The organism is Haloferax sulfurifontis ATCC BAA-897 (assembly GCF_000337835.1).
Classification (GTDB): Archaea; Halobacteriota; Halobacteria; order Halobacteriales; family Haloferacaceae; genus Haloferax; species Haloferax denitrificans.
In genome coordinates, this window is the sequence record NZ_AOLM01000008.1 from 16374 (window position 1) to 31240 (window position 14867).

General features: G+C 60.5%; 13 protein-coding genes and 2 pseudogenes. 6 read left to right on the forward strand and 9 right to left on the reverse strand.

Going from position 1 to position 14867, the window contains the following annotated elements; all coding sequences use genetic code 11:
• Position 1: 1 nt before the first annotated feature.
• Both C441_RS04700 and C441_RS04705 read right to left on the reverse strand, forming a co-directional pair.
• Entirely contained in the window at positions 2–373 is a 372-nt protein-coding gene (locus tag C441_RS04700; RefSeq protein WP_007274057.1) for an ArsR/SmtB family transcription factor, read from the reverse strand.
• Between the two features lie 340 nt (positions 374–713).
• Positions 714–1910: a LolA family protein gene (locus tag C441_RS04705; protein WP_049920443.1), complete on the reverse strand. Its 1197-nt coding sequence runs from the start codon at positions 1908–1910 to the stop codon at positions 714–716.
• A 449-nt stretch (positions 1911–2359) separates the two neighbouring features.
• On the opposite strand from C441_RS04705, the gene C441_RS19705 reads away from it, so the two are divergent.
• The 3 genes and pseudogenes from C441_RS19705 to C441_RS04715 form a co-directional block, all read left to right on the forward strand.
• Entirely contained in the window at positions 2360–2560 is a 201-nt protein-coding gene (locus C441_RS19705) for a hypothetical protein (RefSeq protein WP_161618817.1), read from the forward strand.
• Positions 2561–2647: 87 nt separating this feature from the next.
• Entirely contained in the window at positions 2648–4213 is a 1566-nt protein-coding gene (locus C441_RS04710; protein WP_049920444.1) for a PAS domain-containing sensor histidine kinase, read from the forward strand.
• A gap of 762 nt (positions 4214–4975) precedes the next feature.
• Positions 4976–5128, forward strand: a pseudogene (locus C441_RS04715) (nucleoside deaminase); the annotation flags it as partial.
• Positions 5129–5539: 411 nt separating this feature from the next.
• Here the strand turns inward: C441_RS04715 and C441_RS04720 are convergent.
• Positions 5540–6153 (reverse strand): annotated as a pseudogene (locus tag C441_RS04720) (bifunctional 4-hydroxy-2-oxoglutarate aldolase/2-dehydro-3-deoxy-phosphogluconate aldolase).
• Between the two features lie 961 nt (positions 6154–7114).
• Positions 7115–7468, reverse strand: a complete 354-nt coding sequence (locus tag C441_RS04725; RefSeq protein WP_007274063.1) for a winged helix-turn-helix transcriptional regulator — start codon at positions 7466–7468, stop codon at positions 7115–7117.
• Between the two features lie 121 nt (positions 7469–7589).
• On the opposite strand from C441_RS04725, the gene C441_RS04730 reads away from it, so the two are divergent.
• Positions 7590–8231 carry an SDR family NAD(P)-dependent oxidoreductase gene (locus tag C441_RS04730; protein WP_204365678.1) on the forward strand — a complete coding sequence of 214 codons (642 nt, stop codon included), beginning with the start codon at positions 7590–7592 and terminating at the stop codon, positions 8229–8231.
• A complete protein-coding gene (locus tag C441_RS18970; RefSeq protein WP_007274065.1) occupies positions 8228–8719 on the forward strand; it encodes a DoxX family protein in 492 nt (163 codons plus the stop codon). Before C441_RS04730 ends, C441_RS18970 begins: the two co-directional genes overlap by 4 nt.
• Before the next feature lie 60 nt (positions 8720–8779).
• Here the strand turns inward: C441_RS18970 and C441_RS04735 are convergent, their stop codons facing one another.
• The 3 genes from C441_RS04735 to C441_RS04745 all read right to left on the reverse strand — a co-directional run bounded on the left by C441_RS04735 (position 8780) and on the right by C441_RS04745 (position 11339).
• Positions 8780–9547, reverse strand: coding sequence for an IclR family transcriptional regulator (locus tag C441_RS04735; RefSeq protein ID WP_007274066.1), 768 nt, complete (start codon positions 9545–9547; stop codon positions 8780–8782).
• Between the two features lie 394 nt (positions 9548–9941).
• Entirely contained in the window at positions 9942–10319 is a 378-nt protein-coding gene (locus tag C441_RS04740; protein ID WP_007274067.1) for a Rieske (2Fe-2S) protein, read from the reverse strand.
• 6 nt (positions 10320–10325) lie between these two features.
• Positions 10326–11339 carry an amidohydrolase family protein gene (locus tag C441_RS04745; RefSeq protein WP_239640808.1) on the reverse strand — a complete coding sequence of 338 codons (1014 nt, stop codon included), beginning with the start codon at positions 11337–11339 and terminating at the stop codon, positions 10326–10328.
• Between the two features lie 408 nt (positions 11340–11747).
• On the opposite strand from C441_RS04745, the gene C441_RS04750 reads away from it, so the two are divergent.
• On the forward strand, positions 11748–13208 hold the full coding sequence (locus C441_RS04750; protein WP_007274069.1) for a YjiH family protein: 1461 nt from the start codon (positions 11748–11750) through the stop codon (positions 13206–13208).
• A gap of 68 nt (positions 13209–13276) precedes the next feature.
• On the opposite strand, the gene C441_RS04755 is transcribed toward C441_RS04750, so the two are convergent.
• Together C441_RS04755 and C441_RS04760 are read right to left on the reverse strand one after the other, a co-directional pair.
• Positions 13277–13669: a universal stress protein gene (locus C441_RS04755; RefSeq protein WP_007274070.1), complete on the reverse strand. Its 393-nt coding sequence runs from the start codon at positions 13667–13669 to the stop codon at positions 13277–13279.
• 258 nt (positions 13670–13927) lie between these two features.
• Positions 13928–14797 (reverse strand): fumarylacetoacetate hydrolase family protein, encoded by an 870-nt coding sequence (locus C441_RS04760; RefSeq protein ID WP_007274071.1) that lies wholly within the window; start codon positions 14795–14797, stop codon positions 13928–13930.
• Between the last annotated feature and the right edge of the window lie 70 nt (positions 14798–14867).

Consider the following 14867-nt stretch of genomic DNA (forward strand, 5'->3'; position numbering starts at 1 on the left):
CTCAGAGGTCCTCCCACATCCGTTTGAAGCGGTCGGCGGTGTCGGGTTCCCCCTCGCCGGGGAACGACTCGTCGTCGGTGCGCGTCAGGGACGACTCGAACGACCCGTCGTCCAGTGCGACGGAGAACTCGGCGAGCGTGGCGGTGTAGACGCTGTAGTGATTGTTACTGGTTCGAATCTCGGTCTGTTCGTCGAGGAGTCCGTACGCCTGTAATCGTTCCACCCGGCGGTAGACCGTCGGTTTGGACATCTCACACTCGTCGGCAAGCTCTTGTGCGGACATTGGTCTGGTACTCGTCGCTTCGAGGATGTCGCGGGCGTACTCGTCGCTGAGGAGGTCGAGAACGTCACCCAGCGCCGGATCCTCACTCACGGTGGTCGGATGACTGCTCGGCGGATTAATAGGCCCACGGGTTTCCACCCCCGCTGGTCGCGGCGACCGACTCGGGACGGGGGTTCGGTGGGGGTGTCGAGATAGCACGGTAGTTCGGGGTAGTGCGACGATACCGCGGGAGCCTACGGCGATGCTGTGGAGGGGCTGTCGCGTCAGCGATGGCCGCGATGGGTGCCGAAGTGCTGTCAGAGGGCACAGTACGGTACTGCTCGGGAGGGCAGTCCGATGTCAGTGCGGCGGGGCCCATCGCAGTTCGACCGACGCGCCGGGACAGTATATAAAACGGGGGCCAGTTTCTGACCCAGAAACTCGCGGGTTTTCAGGCCGAACAGCCGACAGAGCGGCCGACTTCGACGAGGCGGTCCGTCTCGACGCCGGTCCCGCGGACGGTGTGGCCGTAGCCGTCGCAGTTCCACGACAGCGACGTGGTCGGCCCGTAGTCGATAGTCGCCGGCTGACCACCCACCGTCGCGTCGCGCTCGTCGGCGTCGATGTCGAGGGTGTAGTTGAACTTCGCCATCGTGAGCTCGCGGCCGCCGGCGGCGTAGCGGAGGCCGACCCCGTCGATGCGGCCGGTGGTCCGCGTGGCGTAGACCAGTTCGTACGCGGGCGGAACCGTCGGCTCGGGGACCGAAATCGAGCTCCGCGCTTCCAAGTCGGCCCTGCTACGGAACCACTCCGTGTTCGGCGTGTTCGGTCGCTCGACGGTCGTGTTCGCACCGATTTCCGGGCGGAACGCGTCCGCCGACACGGCCGCGTCGAACGTCACGTTCGTGTACGTCGTCGTCACCGACCGCCGGGTCCCGTCGGCCGTCCACGCCGTCTGTTTGCGGAGCGGGTAGAACCGCTCTGCGTCGAGCCACAGCCGCTGGCGGTAGCCCGCCTCGCTCCGGTTCGCCTCGGGGGCGATGTCGAGGACGTACGCCTCGCGCCCGCCGACGGTGTCTGTCTCGACGAACTCGACCGCGTAGCTACGGTTCGCGTCGGCTCCGGGGGCGGCACCCGGCGCGACACCGGCGTGTCGCGGCACGACGGGAAGCGGCGACACGCCGATGGACTGCGGGCGACCGTCGCCGTCGGTCAGCCCCGCGGCCGCGACGAGCAGTTGGAGCCGTTCGGCCGTCCGCGACTCGGTCGGCGGCCCCGTCAGGTCGATGGCGGTCACCTCACCTCCGTCTGTGTCGTGAAGCCAGAGCGTCGACCCGTTCGAGACCTGCCGGTCGTACTGTCGGTTCACCGCGTTTCGGAAGTTCACGCGCTTCCGTTCCGTCTCCGGGACGAGCGTCACGTCGGCGACTGTCCGAGACCTGACGGTGTCGTTGGTTCGAATCTCGACCGTCTGCCTCCCGGTGAGCGTGTCGATGCCGCGGTAGCGCTCGGTCACGTTCGCGTCGACCGCGGGGCTCGCGTCGCCTATCGCGCCCCCCGTCGTCCAGAGGACCGCGGAGAGCGCGACGGCGACGAGCACGAATGCGGCGAGCGTGCGTCGGTTGAGTCGGAGTGGAGGGCGAGTCATGCTGTGTACACCCTGACAGGGAGTTCGACTGCGTGTCTGGGAGCCGACGGCTAAATACTTCTGGACGCCGGTCGTTCCGGGCGCCCACCGAACCGACAGCTACGCCCTCAACGCCCGAGACCGGTCGGATATGTCGGCCTCCACGACTCCCTCGACGCGAACGCGAGCGTGGGTCTGCGCCCTCCAGTGGGGTCTCGTTCAGGCGTTCGTCCTCGACACGTTGGGTCGGTTCCTTCGGACCGACTCATCGGCGGGGCCGCGGGCGACTGTACCGGCGTGTTGCTCGCGGTTCTCGGGTTCGTTGTTTACTCGTGGTACACCGTGGCGACGCAGACCAGCTATCGCCTTGGCGGCGGGACGGGTATCGTCGCGGCCGCGTCTGTCGGTGCCGCGGTCGGCTACGCCTCCACCGATACCGACCGTTCCGGCGCCGAGCTCGGGAGTTCCTCGTGTTGCTACTGGTGTCCGCGCTGGTGTTGGCGCTCGCGGTTGGACTTGTGACGCTCGCGCTCGCCCTCGTCGGCGTCTCGGTGTTCGTCGGCTCGTCGGTCGTCGTGCCCGCCGTTCCCATCGTCGGGTCGCTCGCGATTTCGGGGTATCTGGCGTTCGTCGCCGAGACGACGCTCGTTTCTCGAATCGCTGACGGGTGACTCGACGACTGGTCGACGACGCTTCCACCCGTACACGCCTCGAACCGCCGGGGAGTTTATGCGCGTGGGGATGGTATTCAACCAATAATGTCCAGCGAGCGGATGGAGTTGTTCGAACACGTCGAAGCCGACCTCATTCTTCGGGAGTTCTTTCAGGAAGTCACCGAGTACGCGATATTTCTCCTCGACGCGGACGGGCTCGTGGCGACGTGGAACGAGGGCGCGAGACGCATCAAAGGTTACGAGCACGACGAGATTATCGGTCGCCATCTATCCGTGTTCTACCCAGACGACGGCGACGGTACGTCCCCCGAGGCGGTGCTCTCAATCGCCGAATCCGAGGGGAGTTACGAGGAGAAGGGGTGGCGCGTCCGGAAAGACGGGTCGCACATCCTCGTGCACGTGACCGTCCGCGCGCTGAACGACGACGCCGGTGAACTCAAGGGGTTCACGAAAATCGTCCGGGACGTCACGGAGACCTACGAGTACCGACAAGAGCTGGAACGAAGCCGAGACCGACTCGAACGCACCGAGCAACTGGCCGATATCGGCGGGTGGGAGGTCGACTACGAGACCGGCGACCTCCAGCTGACCGATGGAACCAAACGGCTGGCGGATATTCCGCCCGACGCGGAACTGACGCTCGACGAACTCAGAGACCACTTTCACGAGGACGACCGCGCGATTATCGACGAGGCTATCGAGGGCGCGCGAACCGACGGCGAGCCGTTCGACATCGAGATGCGAGTGATAACGGCGACGGGGCGAACGCGGTGGGTCCAAGTCCGCGGCGAGCCGACGGGCAACCGGACGAACGTCCGCGGCGCGGTGCGCGATATCTCGGACAGGAAGGAGCGCGAAGAGCGGCTCATGGTGCTGAACCGCGTGCTTCGTCACAACCTCCGGAACAACCTCAACATCGTCAGCGGCTACGCGCGGGAGCTTCGTCGGGACCTCGACGGGGTCGATATCCCGGCGCTGGGCGACGGTGACCACGAACGGTTACACGAGACGCTGGAGAACATCAGCGAGACGACAAGGGGTATCGACGCGGAACTGCGGACGCTCGACAAGTTGGTCGACGCGGCGAGCCGGTTCTCGGCGGAGGCGATGGTGTCGAAGACGAACCGAATCATCGAGAACGCCGACGGGCTCATGTCGACCGGCGAGAAGGCTCGTCGGTTCGAGAGCGTCGTCAAGGAGGGCGCCGACAGACGCCCGGTTCGCGTCGACGACGTGTTCACCGACCTCAAACAGACCTACGAGCAGAAATACCCCGAGGTAGAGATTCGACTCGAACCGGGCGAACAGACCGTACTCGCGGGCGAACACTCGCTGTTCCTCGCGCTCGACGAACTCGTACAGAACGCCATCGTCCACAACGACGAGGACTGTCCTATCGTCGCTGTCTCGTCGCGTCGCCTCTCCGGCGAGCGGGTCGCCATCACGGTCGAGGACAACGGCCCCGGCATCCCGCGAACCGAACGCGAGATTCTGAAACGCGGGAAAGAGACCCCGCTGGCACACGGGAGCGGGATGGGGCTGTGGACCGTCCACTGGTTCGTCACGCAGTTCGACGGCGAAGTCTCCATCGAGGACCGCGCCGAAGGCGGGTCGACGGTCGAAGTCAGACTCCCCACGCCGGAGAACTGACGTACCGGCTCAAGTCACATCCTCTTTGGCCGGAGAACTCGGCTCAACGCTGGCGACGTTTTGGTAGTGCGTGGTATGGTGGGGCGAGACATTCTTTGGGTAGTTCCGATAACCTAGATTATTCGAATTGCCCGGATTGTCTAATTATTCGGATTATCCGAGTGTTCTATAGTATCTCAGTAGTGTCGATACTGTGGATACGGTGCCTGTCGTTGAGCGGGAACGTGGCTCGGGAGAGGCACACTATCCACACACTTCAAGTAATCCACATTATTTGAAAAATAGAGATTATCAAAAGCACCGGTCGGTTCAGTCGCGTCGAATCGCGGTGAATCGCTCAGTTTTCCAGAGTATTCGAATTATCCAGATACTGTCGCTCGTCGGGGTTGCGTAACTCGTCCATCGTCGCCGAAGAATCTGCCCGGGATGGATTATGAGCACCATCTAGGCAAGCTACATTATCTAGATTGCTTGGATTTGGCAGGTGGAACCTGTAGCGATGACCAGTCACGAGACCCACGGAACTCGAATAACGCGTCACATCTGGATGTCGTAGATTATTCAGATTATCGCAAGTAAGTGGGTAACTCAAAGACTGCTCATAGTCGAGGAATCCAACGACTGTCGATTCTCCAGAGAGATCAGATACCCCGAGCAATCGAAGAAATCTACTAAACCCACGCTTCTTAGATAATCCAAATTATCCACATTGTCCGAATGTCGTCCGATTTAACCCGGACTCGTGAGAAGTCGTAGACGACTATGACGACGCATTTCGATGACTTCGACCACGAGACACACATGCGCGAGTCGAACCGCATCGTGACGGAGTCCGATATCCGACGCCATCCCGAGTTGCACCTCGCCTACCGAGCGTGCCGGGAGTACGACGCCGACGAGCGGGCGGAGATGGTGAGCGCCAGGAGACAGCTGACGACGCGTTCGCGAACGCCTGTCAACGACATGATTGGGCCGCCCAAGCGAGTCAGTTCGTAGCCCGGACGGGGTCGAGTAACACTCTACGCTGACGCAGACGGCTCACGTCGCCCACATCTTGGTCCAGATACAAATAATCTCGGAGACCGGTACGTACGAGGGCTGTCGTGGCCGTCGGATGTGGTTGGCGTCAGGGCTCCGTCAGTGCCGCGGATTCGGGGTAGTCGTGCTTGGGGAGTACACGGCGTCGATACCGACGAGAGCGATTTCCAATGGCACCAAATGTATTATTTAAATAATTCAGATAGTTTGGAACTCTTGAGTTATTCAGATATAGTGCGTATCGACCGCGGACACGGGCGGTCGACTGCACCTCGACGCCGGCCGAAGTCACTCGGTCCGTGCGGCCTCGGCGGCCGTTCTGAACGCGCGGGCGTTCGCTTCGGCAGTGTCGAACTCGCCGCGAGCGATGGCGTCGGCGTCGACGATGGCACTCCCGACGCCGACGGCCGTCGCGCCCGCCTCGAAGAACTCATCGACGTTGTCCAGTCCGACCCCGCCGGTCGGAACGGACGGAATGTGGCCGAGGGGACCGCCGAGCGCCGAGACGAATCCCGGTCCGAGCGTACCCCCCGGGAAGACCTTCACCATGTCTGCACCAGCATGGAAGGCGTTCACGGCCTCTGTCGGCGTGGTGATACCCACGAGCGAAGGCGCGCCGTAGCGGTTTGCGGTCTCGACGACGCCCTCGTTCGACGAGGGCGTGACGATGAACTCCGCGCCGAGGACGGTCCCCGCGCCGACGGAGACCTCGTCGGCCGCGAACGACGCCGACACGTCTCGAATCATGTCGAGAACGCCGTCGGTGTTCGCCGTTATCTCGACCGTCGAGACGCCGCCGCGGCGGAGTGCGTCGACCGTCTCAACCGCCGTCTCGGGGTCTGTGCCCGAATAATTGCGACGATGCCCGAGTCCGAGATTCGCTGGGCGGTGGATGCGACCATATTCGAAGCAGGCCGACCCGCGACTTGACTTTCGGGGTAGCGACACCCGACACAAGCAGGTGTGCGGCGCCGTTCGTCTCGACTGGACGCGCAATCGAATCCAAACCACTCGGGAGAGGACTTGGGCCCCGCGACCGTCCCGGCACGCATCCGACCGCCTTACAGAAGCGGGGGGAGCGGCATCAACTCTCGCCATGCCGCGGAGAGTCTCCGGAACCCCTGGCGGAACCACCGCCAGACCGCCACCCTCAATTCGAGATGATTCATGGAGCCGACCAGCTGTCATCTGTTCAACTAACGAATATCCAACAGCTTGTGTTACTAGTATCATGGACTACTACCGTCCATAATATTGCTACTTTATTACACTAATCCTTAATGACAGCTCCATCGGAATCGCAGGAAACGGCAGTCCGGAACGGAAGCGTATACATCACGGCACCGGTAGCAAGAAGGCAGAAAACAGGTCTCAGCACGAATCCGTGCAGACAGTTTTAGCAGTTGAACGGCGAGAGTACCGGTCCGAGGGTACGTGACGTCAAGAAGTCGGTAGCGTCGCTACCCGGCCGGAATTACACGGTCGACAAAGTTAATACCAGTCTAGTACTTCGCCACCATTCCTTGTGTACTTTCTACAATTTTAATTGTGGACGGGATCGTAGTACTCGTTCGGAGTGTCAGAAATAGTAACTTCTTCAGATAGACGGAATCACGATTACAGTTGGTTCTATGCCGATTGAATTCAATCCGAAAATCAGTCGACGATCACATCGAACAGTCCGGTGGACTATCTCGTGAGATAGTTGGTTCGACTTATGGCCGGTACTATCTGAATATCCAGCCTCGTTGACAGCGACCACAGCTATATACTCGCTCGCGAGGCTTCGAGATTCCACCGAGCTCCCGGAACGTACTGAGTACGGTTCCCCCCATGCGCGCCATACTGTTCGACGGGAGGCTCTCAGAGCCAGTCGTCACCCCACGCATCGAGCGACTCGAACACGGGACAGAGCGCGTCTCCCCTCTCGCTTAGGGTGTAGTAGCTCGCGACCGGTGCCTCGAACTCTTTGCGGTTCTCGATGAACCCCGCTTCCTCCAGATCACCAAGAACACGCGAGAGCGTGTAGGAACTCGCGCCTGTCGAGCGCTTGAGTTCGTTGAACCGCTTTTCACCCTCACGTAAGTCGTTGAGAACGATGAGCTTCCATTTCGACCCTATCATCTCGATCGAACCGACGACGTTGCAGACGTCCGCGTTCCGTCGTTCGACCTCCGTCGGTTCGTCGGTTTCTTCCGAGGGTGGTTTGGTCACCATTACTTGGTTATCGTATTATTGCCACGAACATAAATGGGTTTGGAGACAAACCAGATACTGTAATGAAACTACAAAACTCGACGGTGCTTGTAACCGGGCCAACCGGTACATGGGGCCCTGCGTGACGGACCGTCTCGCTGACCTCGGTGTCGATGTCGTCGGGACGTGCTTCGATGAAACAGCGAGAGAGGACGTCGAGACGCGCGCAAAGCACGCCGACGCTGTGTCGTACTACCAGGTCGATCTGACTGACCAAACAGCAGTCGAAGCCTTCGCTGAGACGGTGCTCGGCGAGCATGGAACGGTCGACCACGTCGTCGGCCTCGCCGGCGGTTTCTCGATGGGAGGCATCGAAGACACCGATATCGACGCGTTCCAGGCCGCACTAAACCGCCATGCCACGACGGCATTCCTGACCGTCAAGGCCTTCGCCGACCAGCTCACCGCCCAGAGCGGCGTTTTTCTGTTTAGCTCCGACCGTGCTATCGACCCCGTCGGCGGAACGCTCGCGTACGACGTCGGCAAGAGTGCAGTCCGCACGCTGACCGAGTCGCTCGATACCGAACTCGAAGCACGAGTCAATGCAGTCGCACCCTTCCTCATCGACGTACCGGACAACCGCGAAGCGATGCCCGATGCAGACGTTTCAGAGTGGACGGCCCCGGAAGCAATTGTCGGTGGAGTCATCCACCTCCTTTCGAACGATGGAATCACGGGCCAGACTGCCCGGACGACGGGCGGCCAACCGGAGCTAGCGGAATGACGTCGCAATCAACGGCAAACTCCCCAACGGAGACCACAACCCATTGGAGTCTGCTAGTCGTTCGGCTCGCCTTGGGAGTACCCATATTAATCTCTGGCGTCGGAAAGGTCCTCGCAATCGGCCCGAAACCGATGGGAATCTCGGGTTTCGCAGGTTTCTTAGCTAGCCTCGGGGTCCCGCTTCCGACCGTTGCGGCATGGGGGGTCGGCCTCCTCGAGCTCGTTGGTGGAGCCCTCCTGTTGGCTGGACTGACCGTTCGAGTCACGAGCGCGTTAATCGCAATCGATATGCTCGTTGCGACAGTGATGTATCATCTCCCAAACGGATATCCAGCGGCGAGCGCCGGTGTCGAACTGACGCTTACGCTGTGTTTAGTCGCGCTCGCGCTCGCGATTACCGGCCCCGGAGCGTTCACCGTGAGACGTGCGTTGTCTGATACGGAACGTCGGCCATCCGGTGCGTCTCAGTCGAGGGGGACGGACAGATAAGTCGCACCGTTTGGGGGATTCTGTCGCAGGGCGGCGTCTGTGGCCCAACAAGACAGTCGCCTACTCGTAGGCTAACCGGAGTTCGATTTCGTTCGACCCGGTACTGACGAGTTCGATGAGCCGCTGACGGTACTCGCTGTTCTCGACGCGTGCGTGCGGCGCCGCGATGGCGACTGCACCTCGTACGTGGTCTTCGGCGACGATGGGTGCGGCGACTGCGGAAACGCCCTGTGCGGTTTCGTTGTGGTTGAGCGCGTAGCCACGTTCTCGGATTTCGGCGAGTTCGTTCTGGAGTTCGTCCATCGACGTAATCGACTCGGGCGTCTTCTGCGGGAGACCGTGCGTCTCGACAACGTCCGCAACGTGTTCGTCCGACGAGAAGGCGAGCATCACCTTTCCGGACGCCAGGCAGTTCATGAACTCGTGTTTCCCCAGCCGTTCGTGGGTCTCAATCGAGTTCTCTCCCAACTCCTGTGCGAGGTATACCGCTTTCCCGCTCTGTTCGACCGTCAGCCATACGGCCGCACCGCTTTCTTCGGCCAACTGTTTGAGGGTCCCTCTCGACTTCGAATATATCGAAAACGTGTCCCGCGCGGCGATACCGTGGTCCAGGAATCGAAGCGAGAGACTGTACTGCCCATTTTCGTTCACGAAGTAACCGAGATGCGTGAGAGTCGTCAGATAGTCGTGCAACGTACTCTCTGCCATCTCGACGTTCGACGCAATCTCGGTGAACGTCGCAGACTCCAACTGCTGGACGGTCTGGACCAAATCGAACACTCGAACTGCCGTTTTGATGGGCCGGTTCGGCGAGTCGGTGTGTGCCATAGTGTATAGAATGGCTAATCATAACATAAGACTTGTTCTGTGATGCCACACCTTCCGTCGCGGAGACAACAGTCTCACGCCGGACTATCGTACGGTTTCCGGTTCGTGACCGACTCCGGTTTCGTGACTCCGTCGGGAAAATTACACTCATAGTTCTGTAAATCACACCGCCGGATGACGCGTCGACCTCGACTCTATCGAAGTCGCTGTCCGACCTGTCAAGACCGGCTTCGGCGGGACGACGGCCTCTGCGGATAGAGTCGGAGCCGACGCTCCGGCGAAATCGAGTTCGAGGATATCGAACCGAGGCTAATCGGTTTAGCAAACGCGGAGTTGTGTCCCTTCGGACCGACGAAAACGAGGCACGCTCGGTTACCGAACCGTGCGGAGTTGCTCAGATTCGGACGTAGACGTCGCCGTCGACGGCCTCCGCGTCAAACGTACCGATACACTTCCCTGAAACCTCATGCTCACCGGACTCGATATCCAGTTCCCAGAGATGCCACGGACAACTCACGCTGAGCTCCTCTTCGTTGACCCCGCCCCGGGACTCCGTCCACGTATGCTCCGCGTTAATCTTCTCCTCACCGGCCTTGTACAGCGGCGCGTTTTGGTGTGGACAGCGGTTAGACAGGGCGTGAAACTCGCCCTTGACGTTGAAGATCGCGATCTCGATTCCGTTAGCGTTCACCGCAATCCCGCGGCCACGGGGGATGTCCTCGACCGATGCGACCTTGACGTAGTCGTCTTTGACCTGTGAATCTGTGCTCATGGCTGGTTAGATACCGAGGATGTCTTCGGCGTTCTTGTGTAAGACCGCGTCGCGAAGCTCCTCGTCGAACGCGCGGGACGTGTAGAACCACGTCGGCGGGTCGAGCGTCTGGTGCGGCCAGTCGCTCGAGTAGATGAACGTGTCCGCCGCCATACTCAGCTCCAGTAGATTCCTCGCTTGTCCGGACCCTCGCGGAAGCGCGAGCGGTTGGGTCGTCACGTAGATGTTGTCGCGGAGGTATTCGCTCGGGCGCCGGTCAAGGTACTCCTCGCCGTCTTCGTGCTTCCGGGGAGTGATTCTGACGTCGTCGGGGTGCATCTCGTAGAACTCGTCCATCCGGTAGCGCAGGAACGGGAGCCACCAGTGGCCGCCCTCCTGAAACACGACATCGAGGTCGGGATACCGGTCGAACACGCCTCGCATAATCATGTTGACGATGTTCACCATCGTGTGGACGGGCCAGTCGAAGCCGAGGACTTCGGTCCACGTCAGCATCTCGTCGCCGACGTAGGAGTGCTGTGGCCAGTACGCGAGCGACCCGTGCAGGAGTAGTGGAAGGTCGTGTTCGACGAGTGCTTCGAACACCGGCTCGAACTGTTCACTACCCCACGGCGTCTTTGGATCGAACCACGAGTACGCGGCGACGATGTTGTCTTCCGACGCGACGCGCTCGATTTCTTCAACCGCGTATTCGGTGTCCCACTTCGGGACGAGCATCGAGGTGTAGACACCCTCGTCCGCGAAGTTGTCGAGCATGTAATCGTTGCCCGCCTGCACGAGCCCGTTCTTCAGGACCGGATGGTGCTGAAGTGGGAGGTTGTTGATGCCCGCATTGACGATTGGGTCGTCGATGGCGAACTTCTCGCAGGCCTCGTGGACGTCTTCGGCGTACTCCGCGCGTCCCTGCGTGAACAGACCCTCGTTGCCTTCTTTGATGCCGTAGGCGGCGTCCCACTTGCCCATAATCGGTGTCGGACCGAACTCAGTCGTCAGCTTGTCTCTGACGACGTCGTCTTCCACGTACGATAACAGCTCGTCCTCCAGCGGGTTAACGTGGAAGTCGAGATCAATGACTCGGTCATCGAACGCTTGGTCGGGCACCTCTGCTTGAGCATCTATTCGGCTAATTGGCGAACCCATGATGAACAAATGTGATACTCTCGCATAAATAAGTTGTGTGTATTCGCAAATATTTGTTGGCTCCCAAGTCGGACCGCGCGGGCGAGTGATTCGCGATTCCGGTGACCGCCGAAGCAATAGAGAACTGTACGGTGGACCGCGAACGAGTCGAATCGACGAATGGGACCCGCTATTGTGGACGAACCGTAACTGGGCAGGCGCATCACGCCTGAACGTGGACTGCTATTGAAATAGGTTATAATTATTTTCTCAGGTAGGTTTATCACGGACGGAGAACTCTCACGAGTTATGCTCGGTAGCCAAGCATGGGAGAGCGAGGACCACGTATCCGACGCATCGGTGAGGGCCGAGGAGAAGTCGATTTCCGATGTAGACTTCAGTCGAAACGGCTGGAGACCGATACTCCGGTTCGTTGTCGCGTTTCTGACTGGAGGGTTCGTCTTCCTGTTTCCCGTACAGTGGAACGGACAGACGACGATTCCGCTCGACGTCATCTTGACGCTCATCCAGAACGCATCGATAGCCGCCGTCGAACTGTTCGCACTCGGCATCATCATCGTGGGGGGTGTGCTGACGACTGTCGCCGACGTCCACTATCGTGGCACGCCGACGTTTAGCCAGCGAACGGTCGACCGGCTGGAGTTGGAGTACTGGCGTACAGCGTCCGTGTTCGTACTGTTCAGGCTCGCGGCAGTCTTCTTCGCGTTCGCGATTCTGTTCGACGTCGGACCGGCGTGGATGCTTGCGGACCCCATTGTCAACATCGCCTGGGGCGCACTCGTCATCACGGTCGCGCTCGTGATACCGATCGGCGCCGTCTTCGTCAATCTGCTCGCGGAGCTCGGAGGACTCCAGTTCATCGGTACGCTGGCACAGCCAGTCATGCGGCCGGCGTTCAAACTCCCCGGGCAGTCAGCGCTCGATAGCGCGGCATCGTGGCTCGGGTCGTTCAGTATCGGCTACTACCTCACTCGGAACGTCTTCGACCGGGGCGGATACAACAAGCGCGAGGTGTTCGTCATCTACACCTGCTTCGCGACGGCGAACTTAGGGACCGTCGGCGCGGTTGCGGCCATTCTCGGCCTGCTTCACATCTTTCCGGTCATCGTGCTCCTCTACACCGTTGCGACCCTCGTCGTCGCGGCCATCCTCGTCCGGATTCCACCGCTCTCGATGGTACCGAACGAGTACATCGCAGAGCCCGACCCAGAGCCTCGGTTTACTGGAACCGTCGGGGAGTATCTACGGTTCGCGTTCAACGAGGGCGTCTCGACGGCGGCGAACGGCGACTCGATACCCCGCGCGTCGTTTACTGGCTTCATCGATGGGCTGAAGCTTGCCGGTACGGTCGTCGGGTCCGTGTTGACGATGTCGATGGTCGTGCTCCTGCTTGAGGCTTACACGCCGGCGTTCCAATATATTGCCGAACCGTTCGTTCCGCTACTGTCTCTGTTCGGGATTCCGGACCCGAAACTGGCCACTATCGGTATCATCCTCGGCGGAGCGGAGTTCTTCATCGGAAGCACGTTCGTCGTCGAGGCGGACTTAGTCACGCAGGTGTTCGTCCTCATCGTCACGAGTGCGCAGGCCATCTTCTTTTCTGCACCGGCACCGATGATGGTCGATATGTTCGACGACGTGCCGATGCGCTTTCGCGACCTCTTTCTCCTCTTGGTCATGCGTACCGCGCTCCTCGTTCCGATTGCCGCGGCGCTGACGCATGCGGCGGACACGCTCGGCCTGATATAGCCCGGCCGGCGCTTGATAGTCGGCGCGCTCGAATCGCGGTGAAAAATCGTGCAGAGGTTTCTCCCGTCTCAATCGGTCGTCTCAATGAGGACCGGTCGCTCCGACTTCAGGAGCACGTCCTGTGACACGCTCCCGAAGAGTGCTTTCCCAGCGGGTGACCTCTTCCGACCGGCGAGACTGATGATGTCGGCGTCGATACGCTCTGACATCTCGAGGATGCTTTGAACCGCATCCCCGCTCGACTGTTCGACTTCGACCGCAAACCCTGCCGCCTCGAGGTCATCGAGGGCCGCCGTGACCGACTTGAGATTCCTCGCGTCGGCTCCGTCGTCGTCCGTACGGAAGACGTGCAACACGGAGAGGTGAGTGTCCTCGCTCTGGAGCGGGAGACCGGTTATGGTTTTGGCTTGTTTTTTCGCCCGTTCGACATCCGTGTCGACTGCAAGTAGAATCGTTGTCATGGTTTCGCTGTCGAGTGACGTCGAGCGATTGGCTCGCAATCGCTTTCCGCCACTCGCACGACCATACGAATGGTATCTTATGACATAGTTCTTTGTGCCGGCTCTCGAAGCCCGAGAGCGTCTTGAGACTCACGTCACCCCGAGAGTGGTGAGTACGCCTATCGGTATTGGCCCGTATTCGTGCTCTCCGATACGCTTCGCTACGTCTCGCGACGCTCGTCGGACGCAAAAAAGAACGTGGCGCTCCGTACTGCGACGTTACCGGCCGCCTTTCTGGACGTTCACGTCGGCGAAAGATAGGTCCCGTTGCGTGACGTCGATGGTCATCGACCCGATACGCTCAATCTCGGCCTCGACGATATCGCCGTCGTTGAGTTCGCTCACGCCTTCTGGCGTTCCCGTCGTGACGATGTCGCCGGCTTCGAGCGTCGCGCCGATACTCGCGTACTGAACGATGTCCGCACAGGTGTAGACCATGTCGTTGGTGTTCGCGTCCTGGCGCGTCTCCCCGTTGAGGTCGAGTTGCATGTCCAGGTCCTGCGGGTCGTCAATCTCGTCCGCGGTGACGACGTTTGGGCCGACAACGGTGAACGTGTCGTAGGACTTCCGGTTCGACCGGTCCTGGTCGCCGCGAACCGAGATGTCGAGCAGGATAGTGTACCCGAAGATGTTGTCCCAGGCCTCGTCGGAATCGACGTCCTTGGTGTCCTCGCCCATCACGAACGCGAGTTCGATTTCGTGGTCGACGCGACGGTCGTCGAACGGCAGTTCGATGCCGTGGTCCGGCCCGACGACGCTCGACGGCGCTTTGAGGAAGTACCCCTTGTCCTCGATTGAGAACCACTCGTCGGTGGTGATGTCCTTGTCCGCCATGGCTTCCTCGATGTGGTTCTCGTAGTTCAGGGGTGCCGCGATGACCTTGCCGGGGCGCTTTACCGGCGACTTGATCTCGACTTCGCGTCCATCGTAGTCCGGTTCGGCGTCGACGTATTCGCTGGCATCGTAGTCGCCGTTGATGTACTCGACGAGCGGGTCATCGGTTCCGAGTCCGAGGCGGTCGGTGAGGTCGACGATGCCGTCGTTAGTCAACAGTCCCAGGTGTCCCTGGTCGAATCTGACGAATCGCATACTACTTGATTTACTCAGTATGGTTATAAAGCATGCTGTTCGAGAAAATCTGCGAAGAGCAGGTCTCGAC